This is a genomic window from Mucilaginibacter terrae (assembly GCF_031951985.1).
GTDB classification, from domain to species: domain Bacteria; phylum Bacteroidota; class Bacteroidia; order Sphingobacteriales; family Sphingobacteriaceae; genus Mucilaginibacter; species Mucilaginibacter terrae_A.
On the sequence record NZ_JAVLVU010000001.1, the window covers coordinates 1,200,588 to 1,215,622 of the forward strand.

12 protein-coding genes are annotated in these 15,035 nt (G+C 43.6%); 2 read left to right on the forward strand and 10 right to left on the reverse strand.

Features of this window, described 5'->3' with window-relative positions:
• Window positions 1-46 precede the first annotated feature (46 nt).
• Together QE417_RS05010 and QE417_RS05015 are read right to left on the reverse strand one after the other, a co-directional pair.
• Window positions 47-1,462, reverse strand: a complete 1,416-nt coding sequence (locus QE417_RS05010; RefSeq protein WP_311947941.1) for a hypothetical protein — start codon at window positions 1,460-1,462, stop codon at window positions 47-49.
• 56 nt (window positions 1,463-1,518) lie between these two features.
• Window positions 1,519-2,868 carry an APC family permease gene (locus tag QE417_RS05015; protein WP_311947942.1) on the reverse strand — a complete coding sequence of 450 codons (1,350 nt, stop codon included), beginning with the start codon at window positions 2,866-2,868 and terminating at the stop codon, window positions 1,519-1,521.
• A gap of 184 nt (window positions 2,869-3,052) precedes the next feature.
• Here QE417_RS05015 and QE417_RS05020 point away from each other — a divergent pair, with 184 nt between their 5' ends.
• Complete coding sequence (locus QE417_RS05020) at window positions 3,053-4,030, forward strand: polysaccharide deacetylase family protein (RefSeq protein WP_311947943.1); 978 nt, start codon at window positions 3,053-3,055, stop codon at window positions 4,028-4,030.
• Window positions 4,031-4,132: 102 nt separating this feature from the next.
• Window positions 4,133-4,570, forward strand: a complete 438-nt coding sequence (locus QE417_RS05025) for a response regulator (protein ID WP_311947944.1) — start codon at window positions 4,133-4,135, stop codon at window positions 4,568-4,570.
• A 14-nt stretch (window positions 4,571-4,584) separates the two neighbouring features.
• Here QE417_RS05025 and QE417_RS05030 read toward each other — a convergent pair whose 3' ends face one another.
• The 8 genes from QE417_RS05030 to QE417_RS05065 all read right to left on the reverse strand — a co-directional run bounded on the left by QE417_RS05030 (window position 4,585) and on the right by QE417_RS05065 (window position 15,028).
• Window positions 4,585-6,420, reverse strand: coding sequence for a DNA topoisomerase 3 (locus QE417_RS05030; RefSeq protein ID WP_311947945.1), 1,836 nt, complete (start codon window positions 6,418-6,420; stop codon window positions 4,585-4,587).
• Complete coding sequence (locus QE417_RS05035) at window positions 6,417-6,650, reverse strand: hypothetical protein (RefSeq protein WP_311947947.1); 234 nt, start codon at window positions 6,648-6,650, stop codon at window positions 6,417-6,419. Before QE417_RS05035 ends, QE417_RS05030 begins: the two co-directional genes overlap by 4 nt.
• A 128-nt stretch (window positions 6,651-6,778) precedes the next feature.
• On the reverse strand, window positions 6,779-9,049 hold the full coding sequence (locus QE417_RS05040; RefSeq protein ID WP_311947952.1) for a multicopper oxidase family protein: 2,271 nt from the start codon (window positions 9,047-9,049) through the stop codon (window positions 6,779-6,781).
• 63 nt (window positions 9,050-9,112) lie between these two features.
• Window positions 9,113-9,970 carry a DUF3347 domain-containing protein gene (locus QE417_RS05045; protein WP_311947954.1) on the reverse strand — a complete coding sequence of 286 codons (858 nt, stop codon included), beginning with the start codon at window positions 9,968-9,970 and terminating at the stop codon, window positions 9,113-9,115.
• A gap of 92 nt (window positions 9,971-10,062) precedes the next feature.
• Complete coding sequence (locus QE417_RS05050; protein WP_311947955.1) at window positions 10,063-10,419, reverse strand: hypothetical protein; 357 nt, start codon at window positions 10,417-10,419, stop codon at window positions 10,063-10,065.
• 171 nt (window positions 10,420-10,590) lie between these two features.
• Window positions 10,591-11,115 carry a DUF3347 domain-containing protein gene (locus QE417_RS05055; protein ID WP_311947957.1) on the reverse strand — a complete coding sequence of 175 codons (525 nt, stop codon included), beginning with the start codon at window positions 11,113-11,115 and terminating at the stop codon, window positions 10,591-10,593.
• 11 nt (window positions 11,116-11,126) lie between these two features.
• Entirely contained in the window at window positions 11,127-13,574 is a 2,448-nt protein-coding gene (locus QE417_RS05060) for a zinc-dependent metalloprotease (RefSeq protein WP_311947959.1), read from the reverse strand.
• A 20-nt stretch (window positions 13,575-13,594) separates the two neighbouring features.
• Window positions 13,595-15,028 (reverse strand): RagB/SusD family nutrient uptake outer membrane protein, encoded by a 1,434-nt coding sequence (locus QE417_RS05065; RefSeq protein WP_311947961.1) that lies wholly within the window; start codon window positions 15,026-15,028, stop codon window positions 13,595-13,597.
• Window positions 15,029-15,035 lie beyond the last annotated feature (7 nt).

The following is a 15,035-nucleotide window of genomic DNA, read 5'->3' on the forward strand; positions in this document are numbered from 1 at the left end:
CTGCTGATATTACAAAAAGTGATTTGCCTACTCAAGGCATTAGCAATTATTTCCTCCTTTTATCAAAATAATCGGTAAGGGAATAAACAGCGTTATTAAGCTCCTGCATTTTTTGTACTAAGGGCTTGTAAGCTTGGTATTCATTATCAAGTATTCCTTTGTTAGCATCCGTATTTGAGGGATCGACCTTTGTATTGGTTGGATCATTATCCTGATATTTAAACCAATGCCAGCCAACACAGTTACCCGATTCAAGCAAACCGAGTGTAAAATTCTGATAAAACAATCCTCTATCTTCCTGGGTTTTAACCACCCAACCCGCGCCCGAGTAATTGCCCATCCCCGAATCTTCGCCTTTAACATACCATTCGGTGATAATTACCGGCCTGCCCGACCATGAAGTCCAGTTATCCAAATGCTTAGCCTGGGGAGTCCACTCGTTGTAGTAGTTAACAGAAATTACATCCACATACTTACCGGCAGCTTTAAATACCTCGGGCACGTTTTTTTCGTACGAATGAAAGCGGCAACCCAAATACATATGGTTAGGATCGTTTTTACGAATGGCTTTTGAAACGATGGAAAAGTATCTATCCACCACAAAGCCCAAAAACTCGTTACGTACCTGATCGGTAATATCTGTCTGTGTTAGTTTCCTTTCGTTAAGCCATTTTGTTGCTGCCTGAAAACCGGCATCGGTGGTGTCTTTTTTGCCCAAATAACTATCCAGCGTTAAGCGCCTGAACGGCATTTCGTTGTCTGAAAAATAACCGTATAAGTTTTTGTCACCTGCATTATCAGTTATTTGCTTTGCATATTCATTGGCATAGGTTTCAAACTCCGGGTCGAACACAAAAATCGTGTTATCAGGATAGCCCAAATGCCCTGATTCCTGGAAAGCACCTTTTTTTCGGCCATAACTTCCCATAAAATCGAGCATTACGGTGTAAGCCACTTTTTTATCCGGCTTAATTGAACGTAACTCTTTATAGTTTGACCATGCTCCGCAAGCATTAAAACCATATTCATTGAGCATCGATGATGTTTTTACGGCCCAGTCGGCAACGCTGCTAAAGTTTTTGTCGAACGCAATTTTATTACGATCAGATGTTCCTATCTGTACCGAATTCATCCCTACGCAAATAAATAGATTTCCTAAGGGGTCGACCGACCACCAGCGGCCGTTAATTTGAGTAACGTAATAAAACCCAGTTGCTTTTGCTTTTTTATCTGTTCGTCCACAATAGTTATCAAGCCTCACTTTATTATCCGTATAACCATCAAGTGTTTTGATAGTGCGTGTAGGATATTCTTTCCATTCGCTAAAGCCCGGTTTACCCGAACCTTGTTTGGAAATTTTTGCACTTACTTTTAGTGAATATTCGGCGGTGGTTTGCGCATTTAGCACCAATGGCAATGCCGTTAAAACAGCAACAATCTTTAGTATCGATTTATAAATCATTATTCTATTGATTTAATGCAAGGTAGCTTAATCTCTTCCATTGAAAAAATGGAGCATTAAATAGCATCAGCTTTTTCAAAAGGCCATTCCTTATTAATTTTCGACTTAATAAAATAAACAGCTGTGCCACTTACAATAGCCGTTAAACCGCCCAAAACCATACTTAAACCTGTTGATATAAGAATACCCGCCCACAGGGCAATAGCCAGATAAACAGGCACTGGAAAAAACGGCATTTTGTATGGAAAGTTGACCTCTTTACGTTTGCGTTTAAGTAGTATGAGCCCGTAGGCCTGTGCAATAAACTGAATAAGAATACGCATGGCCAATATAGCGCTGATTACCTCACTCAGTTTAAAAAGTAAACTGAATACGAAGGCCACCCCGCCCAGGAATAGTAACGATACATATGGAAATTTCCCTGTGGGGTGCAATCGGGCAAAGATCTTAAAAAAGGCACCATCGGCTGCCGCTGCATACGGTATGCGGCTATAGCCCAAAGTGGCCGAAAACACCGAGGCAAAGGCTACTATCAAGATCATACAGGTTACCACCTTGGCGGCAAACGGCCCCGATAACTCCTGCATAAAGGCACTGATCACAAAGGCGCTGTCTTTAGCCACATGCCAGGGTATAACGCTGGTTACGCTAATATTCATTGACAGGTACAGCATGGCAATACCTATAATTGATATAAACATGCTACGCGGAATATTTTTAGCCGGATTTACAATTTCGCCCCCTAAATGGCATACGTTGTAGTAACCTAAATAGCTGTAAACACTTTTTACGCTGGCAAACCCAATAGCCGTTACAAAGGCAAAGTTGAGGTTAAGTCCATCGTTTATGTGAGCTATGGGGTGCATCATGTTGCCATGCCATATTCCTCCGCCAATTATCCAGGCTAATGTGGCTATTACAATTACCCAAAGAGTCACACTTATTTTGCCTATATCTTCAATTTTACGGTAAAGCAGCAGCACAATAGCTATTACCACTCCCCCGCTTATCATTTTTGAATGTAAGGGGGTTAACGGCACCAAATAAGAAAAGTACGAGGCAAAGCCTATAGCTGCCGAAGCAATTACCAGCGGTGCCTGAATCATGGTTTGCCAAACCAGCAAAAAGCTCATGAGGCGTCCCAGATTATCCTTGCCATAAGTTTCTTTCAAAAAATTATATGAACCACCAGCCCTTGGGAAGGCCGCTCCTAATTCGCTCCAAATGGTGGCATCAACCAACGATAGTACAGCACCGGCCAGCCAGGCATATAAAAAGTATGGCCCGTTCATAATGCCAATTACCATAGGCAGGGTAATAAACGGACCAATGCCTACCATATCGGTCATGTTAATGGCGGTTGCCTGTAACAGGCTTAAACGTCGTTCTTGTACTTGTTCGGACACGTGGTAACTATATTAAGGTCAATTACCGGCAAGGGTACTAAAAATAAATACAGCAAATTTACTCTCCAGGCAATAGCAGCCTAATTTAACAAATGGTTTACAAACCTGCGGATATACATTGATGTACGTTAATTGAAATATTTTTGGCGTAAATATTACATTTGACAACCAACCATTCCTCATAATGAAACTTAAATACAGCGTTCTATCGCTAATATTTACATCACTAACCTTGGCCACTATTGCTCAGCCGGTAAAAAACTATCGTATATTTTGGGGTGTAGCCAACTATCAGAACAAAAAGATCATTATATCGCGCAAGTTTGAGCGAAACGGTAAAAGGTGTTATTTAGGTATCGACCCAAACACCTTAACAACCGCGGTGCTCCCTGCTACTCAAATCACGGTTAATACATCTACTTATGCCGATGTGCTTTCAGCATTTAAAAATACGCCTTATGTAAATGCGCTTGGGTCGGCGCAGCAGCAGGCTACCAGTTTGCAGGATGCTGGTATATCGCATGGCTTTCCTAAAGAAAAGGGCATCAGCCTTACCATCGATCTTTGCCCCTCGCACAAACCATTAGACCGCATTATATTCACCAACCTCATTGCCGAATTTAAAAAAGTAAAAACGCCGATACCCGTGGCCCTATCCTTAACCGGCCGCTTTATGCTTACCCATGCTGATGATATTGCCTGGTTGAAAAGCCTTGAAAAATACGGCGACCTATCCATAACCTGGATTAACCATACCTATAACCATCACTTTAACCCCAGACTACCATTAAAAGTTAATTTTTTGCTGGAACCCGCAACTGATTTGAATTTTGAAATTTTAGGAACCGAAATAGCCATGCTACAAAACGGCTTAACACCTTCAGTATTCTTTCGTTTTCCAGGATTAGTGTCTGATCAGCAATTGATAACCCGCGTTACAGGTTACGGCCTTATTCCTGTTGGCAGCGATGCCTGGCTGGCAAAAGGGCAAAATGCAGCTTCGGGGAGCATTGTACTTATACACGGCAATGGTAATGAGCCCTTAGGCGTTGCCGATTTTATAAAGCTTCTTAAAACCGAAAAGCAGAACGTACTCAACCATCAATGGCTATTATACGACCTTAGCGAAAATGTGGAAGACGAATTTAACACCAACAATTGAAATTAATTTTCGATATAATAAAGTTTCGTAACTTTCTGTATAAAGTTCACGTTAAAAGGCATATACTCCCCCTAAGAGTACAACTATTTAATTTAGACTGTGATGAGTAAAAACCTGATGAAGGAAAGTGTGGAGGCTGTTTGCCAATTAGCCATGATTGATGACAACCCGATTGAGCATATGCTGGTTAAGAGAATGTGCCAAACTCAGCAAATTTTTTCAAACGCCACTCACTTTTCGGATGCAAGGGTGATGCTTAACCAGTTACAAGTCAGGAATAATTGTGGCACCCAAACTCCCGATGTAATTTTACTTGATTTGCAGATGCCTGAATTTAACGGCTGGGATTTTTTGGAGCAGTTTGAAAACGTATATAAATCCTTAGATAAAAAGGTTTGTGTATATGTATTCAGTTCTTCTATCGATCCGGCCGATAAAAAGCGTTCACAAGAATTTTCGTTTGTAAGCGATTTTATATCAAAACCCATGCGCAAAGAAACCCTGCACATGATTTATGAAAAACATGCCATAGCAGCTTAGTTACATTGACTGTATTATATTTGTTTGGCAACCACCCGCAAAGCTGTTCCGGCTTTCAACATCTCTGAAGTGATTGAACGGGTATACTGTTGTATCTCGGCCAAAAAAGAGTTTACCGATGCTCCCGAACGTATTTCTTCCAGGCGCTTTTCCCAATTGCCGGTAAGTTCGGCCTGGGCAATCTGCTGATCTTTTACAACACCGTAAACCGACAGACCGGTTTCGGTAGGTACCAGGTTTTTCTTTTCCCTAGTAATATAATCGCGCTTAACCAGTGTTTCAATAATAGATGCACGGGTAGCTGGAGTGCCCAATCCGCTGTCTTTCATGGCATAACGCAGTTCTTCGTCCTCAATTTCTTTGCCGGCAGTTTCAAGAGCTTTTAGTAACGAGGCTTCGTTGTATAAGGGCTTAGGCTTGGTTTGCTTTTCGAGCACAGCTTTATTGGTTACCGGCAGGTTTTCGCCTTGGGTAACTTTAGGTAACGAAGCATTTTCTTCGTCCTTTTTCTCCTCGTCCTTATCGTTAAAAACGGCACGCCAGCCGGGTGTATTTATAACGGTGCCACTTGCCATAAATTTACTGCCCGATTGTACCGCTATCTTGGTAATCTCCTTAATACAATCCTGGTGAAAAGCTTCCAGCATACGACCAACAACCATATCATAAACGGCCTGTTGGTCGGGGGTTAATTGCCGTGCCGCCTCACCTGTGGGTAATATAGCGTGGTGATCGGTCACTTTTTTAGCGTTTACACTGCGCTTGTTTAGTTTGGCGGTGGTTAATGCGGTAGCCTGTTTGCCAAAAACATCATGACCGGTAAACTTGTCTATCAGTCCAGGTACAGTGGCAAAAACATCATCGCCAATGTAGCGGCTACCTGTACGCGGATAGGTTACCAGCTTGCCTTCATATAGATTTTGCAACAGGCTTAACGTATAATCGGCCGTAAAACCTTTGCGTTTATTGGCTTCCTGCTGTAAACTGCTTAAATCATGCAGTAACGGTGGCGGTTCTTTGCGGGGCTTGGCTTCAACACTTAATATGTGTCCGCCTTGAGGGAAACCTGCTGCCACATCTTCTACCCTATCGGCAATGGTCTGGGCTTCCTCTTTGGTTTTATAACTGTTGGCTGATATGGCACGAAACAACTGTCCGTCCTTATCAACCTGTATGGCTACCTGGTAGTATATCTGCGGTACAAAGTTTTTATTTTCGAGATACCGGGAGCATATCATGGCCAGTGTAGGCGTTTGTACCCTACCCAATGATAAAACCGACCGTGTACCCGACGACAGGCTTAACGCTTGCGTGGCATTCATGCCCACCAACCAGTCGGACTGTGAGCGGCAATGCGCCGAATTAAACAACGTGTCGTAATCGGTCCCCGGTTTCAAATTGCGGAACCCCTCTTTGATAGCCGCATCGGTTTGCGACGAAATCCAAAGCCTTTTAAACGGCTTTTTACATTTCAAAAAGTAATAAATGTAGCGAAAGATGAGTTCCCCTTCGCGCCCGGCATCCGTTGCCACGATGATCTCGGTGGCTTCGTCAAACAGTCCTTTAATAATATCGAGCTGCTTTTTAACCGAGGGATCGTCAACCATCCCCTCCTTGGTTTTTACCTTGCGAATAGCCAGCTTAAATTTTTGCGGCAACATAGGCAGGTTTTGCACGCTCCATCCATAATAGCCGTACTCCTGCGGCGGAGCCAGCTGTAACAAGTGACCAAAGGCCCAGGTAAAAGTATACCCCTTGCCCTCAATGTACCCCTCACGCTTGGTGTTGGCTCCAAACACTTTAGCAATTTCGCGTGCTACCGATGGTTTTTCGGCAATAATAACTTTCATATAATGCGGAAGCGTAAGGTAATGGCTTTGCCAATGGCATCGGCCAGACGGTTAAATTCGGCATCGGTGTTATCCTTAAAGCTCCATTTATCGGCATTGCGTTCAATTACCTGTTGTTCGCCGGCCACAAGCAGCTCCAGTTCGTTAACCTTGCGATCGTTGGGCAGGGTGCTCAACAACTTAAATGTGTAATCCTTATTTTCGAAATTTATCCTTAACAACTGTCCCATATTCTCAGGGCCGAAATTAGGCAATAGGGTTTGATACGCCAATGCTTGTTGAAAACAAGAATCTATTCAATAAAAAAGCCCCGGATTATCTAAGTAATCCGAGGCTATTTGCTGGAAAGTAATCTTTATTAATAATTCAACGACAATCCGGCACCCCATCCCATATCACTATCATAATGAGTACGAATACCTACATTTTTGTTGATCACATAACGCAGATCGGTCATGTATTCTCTATCGGTGTTCACCATGAAACCGGCTCGCAACCTTTTAGATACGGGGATATCCTCGCGCATTAGCGACAGGCGCACAATGCCATTATGATAAGCCTCAGCCTGAAAATTGATGAGCATGGGCAGCGTGTACATCACACCCAAACTCACAGCCCTACGGCTATCTTTTTTATTGGTTTGGCCAAAGATGTTGGTTTCGTGCTCATCCATCCCCATTTTACGGTAGCGCCAATCAAACCCAATGAACGGCATCAGCCATTGCATTTTACCAATGTACCGGCCTACGTGCGTTTCCACTTCGTAACCGTGCATGCTATTGTAACCCAAACGCCACTCGGTACCAACCGACCAGCGCGTGTTTTGAAACATGGCCTCACCATCGTTACCGTTGGTAGCAAAATCGTTTTGGGCCATAAAATGCGGCATGTTGCTTTCTTGTTGCAGCATTTTGTAGGCTTCGGCCTTATCGTGCAGTAAGGGGTTTTTATAATCGCCCACGGCAAAAACGCGGTCCATACCGGCCATCATGTGGTATAGTATGTGGCAATGGAAAAACCAATCGCCCTCGGTGTTGGCTTCAAACTCAATGGTATCGGTTTCCATGGGCATAATGTCTATCACATTTTTGAGCGGTGATTTCTCCCCCTTACCATTTAACAACCTGAAATCGAACCCGTGCAGGTGCATAGGGTGCCGCATCATGGAGTTATTGTAGAGCGTAATACGTAATATCTCCCCTTTCTTTACCGGAATTTTATCACTTTCAGATAGTACTCTATTATCCATGCTCCACACATAGCGGTTCATGTTACCCGTTAGGGTGAATTTGATATTTTTCAAAGATGCATCAGGCGGAAGCGTGGTTTTGTGCGGCGCTTTGAGCATGGCGTAGTTGAGCGTAACAATACTGCCCAGCGCATTAGCGTTGTAACGGTTAGGGTTTTTATCCATGTTCATGCTATGCCCCACGTAATTAGTTTTTTTTCCTGCCGCACCGGTTATTTCGGGATACATTACCACGTTCATGTCCATTTGATTAAGGCTCATTTTCATGCCCATATCATCGAGGTCCCCGTTCATCTTCATCATGTCGTTCATCATCTTCATACCCTCAAAATATTTTAGGCGCGGCAAAGGTGATATGAGCTGTTTGATGCCGTTACCAATGTAATAACTGGCCCATTGCGTACGGTCTTCCGTGGTGGCCATAAACTCATACGATAAACCCTCCTGTGGTATGGTAACCACCACATCATAGGTTTCTGATACGGCAATGATCAATCGGTCAACCTCAACCGGTTCCACATCGTTACCATCGCTGGCTACCACGGTCATTTTTCCACCAGCATATCGTAACCAAAAGTAAGATGATGCGCCACCGTTAGAGATTCGCAGGCGCACTTTATCGCCCGCTTTTAGGATTTTTCCGTCAACGCTTTTCAGGTCGGTAAGGTTGTTGCCGTTGATGAGGATCTTATCGTAATACACGTCGCTTACGTCCATGGCGGTCATGCGTTTCCACTCGTTTTTCACCTTTACCCCAAGTTTGCCTTCGCGTATAGCTTCGGCGTATGATTGGGTGGCACCTTTTTTAATGGCCGCCCAATCATTGGCACTGTGCAGCATACGGTCGATATTGTTGGGGTTGAGATTGGTCCACTCGCTTAGCATGAGCGGCACGGCGGGCAGGTCGTCTATTCCCTTACGGAAGGTTTTATCATCGGCGCGTTTCTTCAATACAATGTTGCCATACATGCCAATTTGCTCCTGCAAACCCGAGTGCGAATGGTACCAGTGCGTACCGTTTTGAATAATGGGGAAACGATAAGTGTAATCAGCACCCGGCTTAATGGGATGCTGCGTAAGGAAAGGCACACCATCTTCTTTATTGGGTAAAAATATACCGTGCCAGTGCAGCGATGTATTTTCTTTCAGCTGGTTATGCACTACAATTTCCGCGGTATCACCCTCGATAAAAGTGAGCGTTGGCATGGGTATTTGCCCGTTAACAGCAATGGCGCGTTTGGCTTTACCGGCGTAGTTTACGGTGGTATCAGTCACGGTTAAATCGTACCTCACCACCTTTTGGGCATATAGAGATGGCTGAGCAAGCAGTAAAAAAACTGCCTGCACAACCATGATCGTAATAAATTTATGTTGGGTCATTTTTAAATACTTTAGTACGGAGCCATTACAGCACACCTACTTTTTATTGCTGTTACCGAATGCTTATTTACTGCTGATGGTTTCCTGCACCGAACCACAGGTAAGCATTTGCGAACCATAGAACGGATTTTTAACAACGTCCTCTTTGCTCAACCAGTTACCGCCTTTACCGCCATTGTACATAGGGCAATGCTGGTAATAAAGTGTGCTGCCATAATCGGCCACCTTAGCCAGTTCATAAACGTTGGTTGAGAGCTGTGCAAATGCGGCACGTTGTTTAGCTATGTCTTTTGATGCTGAAATTCCTGCGCCCCCGGTGGCTAAATCGTTCATTACTTTCATCCAAACCTCGTGTTCTTTGGCGCTGAGTTTATTCATCTCCACAGCTTTAACCGCAGCAATCATTGCAGTTGCTTTTTGAGCGGCCGAAGCAGCATCGGTATTTACCAAAGCATCCTTTAAAGCAAAATAATTATTAAACAAAGCCTGCAACTGTGTTTTTTGCTCAGTTAATGTTTGGGTTGAGTTATGCGCTGTATGATTGTTTTCTGCATGCGTATCAGCTTTAACGGCAGGTTTTAGTTCGCGGGTATATTGGCAGCACTCGGGTAGTTTGGCATACACATCATCGGGGGCTAAAAACTTTTCGCTATCGTAACCTACCAGGGCAATGCGTTTGAGAATTTCATCGGTGCCGGTTTTTTTGCTGTCATAGGTCAGCGTAGCCATTTTGGTATCTTTGTTCCAATCAACCTGTGCAAGGTTTTTTACATTACCGGCCTTTTCAATGGTCGATTCGCACATTTCGCAACCCCCGTATATTTTGAGGTTTACAGTTTGGGCATTTTTAATTTGAGCGTAGGTATTTTGGGTTGACAGCGCCACAGCAAGCACTACCAATATTTTTAATATTGATTTCATGTTAAAAAGTTTAAATAAGTTAAATACAGAATTTACGGGCAAGCCTGAACAGCATCCCGACAAAACACACTTATGGCTATTGAGCCAAGGTTTTAGCTTATTTTAGGCGGTAACCAGATAGAAATATAGCCCGAAGAATAATGGGCAGCTTTATAGCCGAATGTTGTTTTTTGAGTTTCGGCAAAGGCATGTTGAGCATTTGAATTTACGGAAGCCAGCATACTAAAATGTGTAGCCGGTACATTGTTGCAAACACAACTTTTGCATTTGCCATCGCACGCTTTTTTATGCTGTTTTTTGCCTTTACAGCAATCATGCTTGGCATCGTGCTTATCAGTTTGCATTTTTTTGCAAGCCGATCTCTCCTTTTGCGCTTTTGCAGAAACACAGGCATATGTTTTTCCCGGCATCAAAAAGAAGCCGAGGCTCATGATGAGCAGTAAAACCATATGTGTTCTGTAATTTTTCAACTATGCAAAGTTATAAAATGCCTGAATGTAAATATCGTTTTTATGTCTTTTTTAAAAAAAAGCAAGGCATCCTCTCCAATTAAGATGCCTTGTGAAACTATAACTAACTAAACTCAAATAAAGAACGCTTGAAGATGTAGAGCGGCTATTTTATAACTGACCTTTAACCTCGCCGCAGGTTAGCATATTTTTAGGATAGTAAGGGTTTTTGATCTCCTTACTATTGCTTACCCATGTAACCCCGGTCATGGGGCATTGCTGGTAATAAACTTTGGTTTCTTTAATAAACCTGTATTTTTCGGCAAGCTCCCAAAAGCCTTTTGATACGATGGCAAAGTGCTTGCGCTGCTCGTTAATGTTTTTTGTGGCAGCCATTGCCTTTGCTTCTTCAATAATATCGGCACGTAGTTTTTTCATAGCCATCAGGTTTTCCAACTCATGCGAGCGCAATCTTACCTTGATCATTTCATCGGCAAACTTTTGTGCGCCAGCGGCAACACCTACCGAGTCTGATTTCACAAGCCCGTCTTTTACGGCCAGGTAGGCCGGCAAGGCGGTATCATTACGGCGCGAAATAGCCGAATCGCGTTGAGCAAGCGTACTGTCTTGCTGGGCAAAGGCAGCCTTACCAGCCATCACCACCAGTACAATGGCTAAAACTTTTAAAATTTTCATAACCTGTTCAATTAAAGTTTATTTTGTTCGTGAAGTATCTTATTTATCTCGTGCACAATATCATTGTAATGAGCTGCATATTTAGGATTTTTTGCCGCCATGGCTTTTACCTCGGCACGTAACTTTTTGGTATGCTCCAAAACCGTAAGGCGGGTATCATCGCGCTGGGCGTTTGACTTTATCCAACCTTCTTTAACCTGTTTAGGGTTAATGATGAATTGCAACTTCTCAACATAAGAGCGCTGTAAACTGCGCCTCATACTGTTGGCCAGCTCGTTTTTACCAAACGGCTTCCATATCTCACGCTTTACATCATTCAGGTACTCGGCTACCGGGTAGTTTTTACGCGTGGTAAGCGCCATCATCTGCAAGTTGTACAAATAGGTTGGCGCAACAAGCGTATTGATATACCTGCTTTGCTGATCGAGAATATCATCGGCCACTTTAGTGCCCAGCTTGTTGGTTATATTATCGGGGTATAACCATAACGGTGCCTCAAATACATGGCGACCTATGAACCTGATGGCCTCTTTGGTACGTTGCTTGGGTATGGCGGTATAAACAGCACCACTTTGCTCCACACTTTTATTGGTGATATACCTGCCCACGATATTTTTAGCAACATGATCAACGTAACGTGAAAACTGGCTTACAGCGGCTTTATGCAACTCTTTCAGATTATCGTACTGGTCGCCTTCTTCGCGGGTCCATTGTGGTAGCATGGCTACTACCCTTTTCAGGTTTTTAATGCCGTATTCGTTCGCGCGGGTCACATTGTCGCTCAAATCTTCGGCCTGACTGCGAGGATCTTCGTTCTTGCCTTCGCCCCCAAACCACAGGCGTGGGTTACGGGTAAGACTGTCAACCGCCAGTTTGTTGAGCAACTTGTGCTCCTGCTCCTCATTCTGTTCGCCAGGAAAAACTTTATATCCCCACTGTATAGCCCACTTATCGTAAGCGCCTATGCGTGGGTAAATGCCTTCTTTGCTAATGTGGTCTTCGGGCTGGGCAACGTAGTTAAAGCGGGCATAATCCATAATTGATACGGTATGACCATTGGCCTCTACCCATTTTTTGTCGCGTAGTTTTTCAACCGGGGTTTGGCTGCTGGCGCCCATGTTGTGCCTTAAACCAATGGTATGCCCAATTTCGTGCGATGATACAAAACGGATCAGTTCGCCCATCAGTTCATCATCAAACTCCATTTTACGGGCACGCGGGTCAATGGCTCCGGCTTGTATCATATACCAGTTGTGTACCAGTTTCATTACGTTGTGATACCAAACTACGTGGCTTTCCATGATCTCGCCGCTGCGCGGGTCACTTATGCGCGGTCCGTAAGCATTAGGCGTTTCAGAAGCCATGTACCTGATGACCGAAAAACGGGCATCTTCCAAACTCATGGTACTATCACCTTCGGGCCACTCCTTAGCCATAATGGCATTTTTGAAACCGGCCTTTTCAAAAGCCTTTTGCCAATCGTTTACACCGGCAATAAGGTATGGTCGCCATTTTTTTGGCGTAGCCGGATCAATGTAGTACACTATCGGCTTTTTAGGTTCCACCAAAATCCCCTTGTTGTATTTGTCTACATCTTCGGGCTTAGGCTCTAAGCGGTAACGCTGAACATAATCCTGCGTTTGCGTGCGCTGGCTGTTCTCATTAAACAACGTATAACGATTGGCAAAATAACCTACACGCTCATCAAAAAAGCGCTTTTTCATAGGCTCCTTAGGCAACAATACCATTGATACGTTAAAGCTGTAGGTGATGGCACCCGCCACCTGTGCGGCATAAAGCGACGATGAGGTCGACGTATATGTTTTAGTCGTACGCGCCTCGATATTCATCGGGTAAGCCGCAATTTTTTCGATGAACGAACGATCATCGGCAATGCTTCCTACTTTAGATATACCTTTATCCTTGGAGCTGATGCTCATTACCGGGTTGTCTTTTTTAAACAAATCGGTAACGTCAATTACGGTACGTTTATCGGCCGTGTTAATTGCCTTAATGTCAAAAGCAGCTGCAATAGGGTTTACGTTCGATACCTTTAACGATTTGTAAATAGCCTGTGTGCTATCGGCACTATCGTTACGGTAAACCACGCCACGCATAAATACCTTATTGCCGGACGCTTTTTCAAAATACACCGTTTGCTCGTTGGTTTCCTCGCCTCCCATGCTCACATTGCCCGAGGGTGTACCGGTATAGCGGGTTACCACCAGAAAATAGCGGTTAAACAACGAATCAGGTATTTCAAAGTAGTACTTGTTATCGTTATAAACCACGGTAAACACACCATTTTGCTTACGGGCGCTTGCCGGTACAATTTTACTGTACGGCTGCACAGCAACGGGCTTTTTTGTTGTATCGGCTTTTGCCGGGGTTGGTGCAGCCTTTTGAGCAAAAGCACCTAAACCGCACAGCAAAAGGCCATACATCATCACATACTTCATATAATTAAAAAATAGATCGCTTATCTGAATGATATAGTTTCGTTGGTATTTAGCGTAAGCAAAGGGTTAAGCTTAAGCACATCCTGCGCAAACGGAACTATATACATGCGCGAGTTTGGCTTTAAGGTATACGTTACCTGTGGCACCGTTTTGTTTACAATAGGAAATGTATGTACCAGTGTTTTGGCATAATCGGGCTCCAGGTTAAAGCGCTTGAGGTCGAAAAAGCGGTTTACACCAAACATCAGTTCCTTACGGCGCTCCTGTATAATAATATCCATAGTGGCTTTGGTTGTGGTTGGTACCGCAAGTTGGGCCTGTGCAGCATTGGTTATACGTTTTGAACGCAGGTTGTTAATGATGTTCATAGCCTCGGTGTAGTTGCCTTCACGTGCATATATCTCGGCCAGCATCAGGTAAACCTCGGTAGTTTTCATACCTACTGTTGGATAGAAAAATTTGGTGTAAGGCACATTCCAGAAAGCTGTACCGGCACCTGCATCCAAAAACGGACTTGGACCGGTGGTAAAAAACAGGTTGTAACGCGAATCTGTAGTGTTAAACAAACCTTTAAGCTCGGGGCTCATCAGGTATGTATAAGCAAAGTTTAATTCGTTGTAACCAGTCATGTAGGCATAGTTCAGCACTTCGGGGTTATCGGCAGCGGTAACGGATAAAGATGTTGGTCCGCCCTGGGTGGTGTATTTAACCAGGTCAAATATCTGTCCGTTATAACCTAATGATTTTTGTGCAGCTGCTTTAGCCTGCGCATACTCGCGTTTAAACAAGTGTACCTTGGTTTTTAAAGCGTAAGCAAATGCCAGCGATGGGTGGTATACATCCAAAGGCTTTTCCTGCAAATAAGGCAAGGCCTCATCAAGGTCGTTTTGTATAAACCTATAAACTTCTTCTACGCTCGATTTAGCTTTTTTGGCTTCCAGATCGTATTTATCTAAAATTACTACGCCGCCGTCGGTTGCTGCCGTTGCCGGGTCGTACGATTTTGAATAAACGTTAATGAGCATGAAATAATCAAAAGCCCTTAAAACTTTAGCCTCGGCTTTAGCAAGAGTTTTCATTGAGGCATCACCATCAGTATCATCAATCATGGTGAGTACCGTGTTCCAGCGGTTTATGTAAGCATAAACCTGGTTGTAATAACTACTGGAGGTTAAATAATCGGGGCGGTTGGCCTGTTCATCAAAAGTAAAATTGATGATGTCCATATTTTTAGGCAAGCCTATTACATATGATTCTTTTATCCATAAATCATCTGTGAGATAGGTAAAATTACCGGTATAGTATCCCCTGTTTGGGAAAGAAACCAACTTATAATAATCTTCGGTAGTTGATAGTACTGTTTTGCCCTTAGGTACAACGTCAAGGTATTTATTGCATGCCGAAAGGCTGAACAAGCTAACTAAGGCAAGCGTAAAGTATATTTTGATCTTCATGATTGAT

Bases quoted from the DNA above. Each gene is read 5' to 3' on its own strand.
- QE417_RS05030 (WP_311947945.1), bottom strand. From the start codon at position 6,420: ATGAAAGTTATTATTGCCGAAAAACCATCGGTAGCACGCGAAATTGCT.
- QE417_RS05010 (WP_311947941.1), bottom strand. From the start codon at position 1,462: ATGATTTATAAATCGATACTAAAGATTGTTGCTGTTTTAACGGCATTG.
- QE417_RS05035 (WP_311947947.1), bottom strand. From the start codon at position 6,650: ATGGGACAGTTGTTAAGGATAAATTTCGAAAATAAGGATTACACATTT.
- QE417_RS05045 (WP_311947954.1), bottom strand. From the start codon at position 9,970: ATGAAATCAATATTAAAAATATTGGTAGTGCTTGCTGTGGCGCTGTCA.
- QE417_RS05065 (WP_311947961.1), bottom strand. From the start codon at position 15,028: ATGAAGATCAAAATATACTTTACGCTTGCCTTAGTTAGCTTGTTCAGC.
- QE417_RS05020 (WP_311947943.1), top strand. From the start codon at position 3,053: ATGAAACTTAAATACAGCGTTCTATCGCTAATATTTACATCACTAACC.
- QE417_RS05060 (WP_311947959.1), bottom strand. From the start codon at position 13,574: ATGAAGTATGTGATGATGTATGGCCTTTTGCTGTGCGGTTTAGGTGCT.
- QE417_RS05025 (WP_311947944.1), top strand. From the start codon at position 4,133: ATGAGTAAAAACCTGATGAAGGAAAGTGTGGAGGCTGTTTGCCAATTA.
- QE417_RS05040 (WP_311947952.1), bottom strand. From the start codon at position 9,049: ATGACCCAACATAAATTTATTACGATCATGGTTGTGCAGGCAGTTTTT.
- QE417_RS05050 (WP_311947955.1), bottom strand. From the start codon at position 10,419: ATGGTTTTACTGCTCATCATGAGCCTCGGCTTCTTTTTGATGCCGGGA.
- QE417_RS05055 (WP_311947957.1), bottom strand. From the start codon at position 11,115: ATGAAAATTTTAAAAGTTTTAGCCATTGTACTGGTGGTGATGGCTGGT.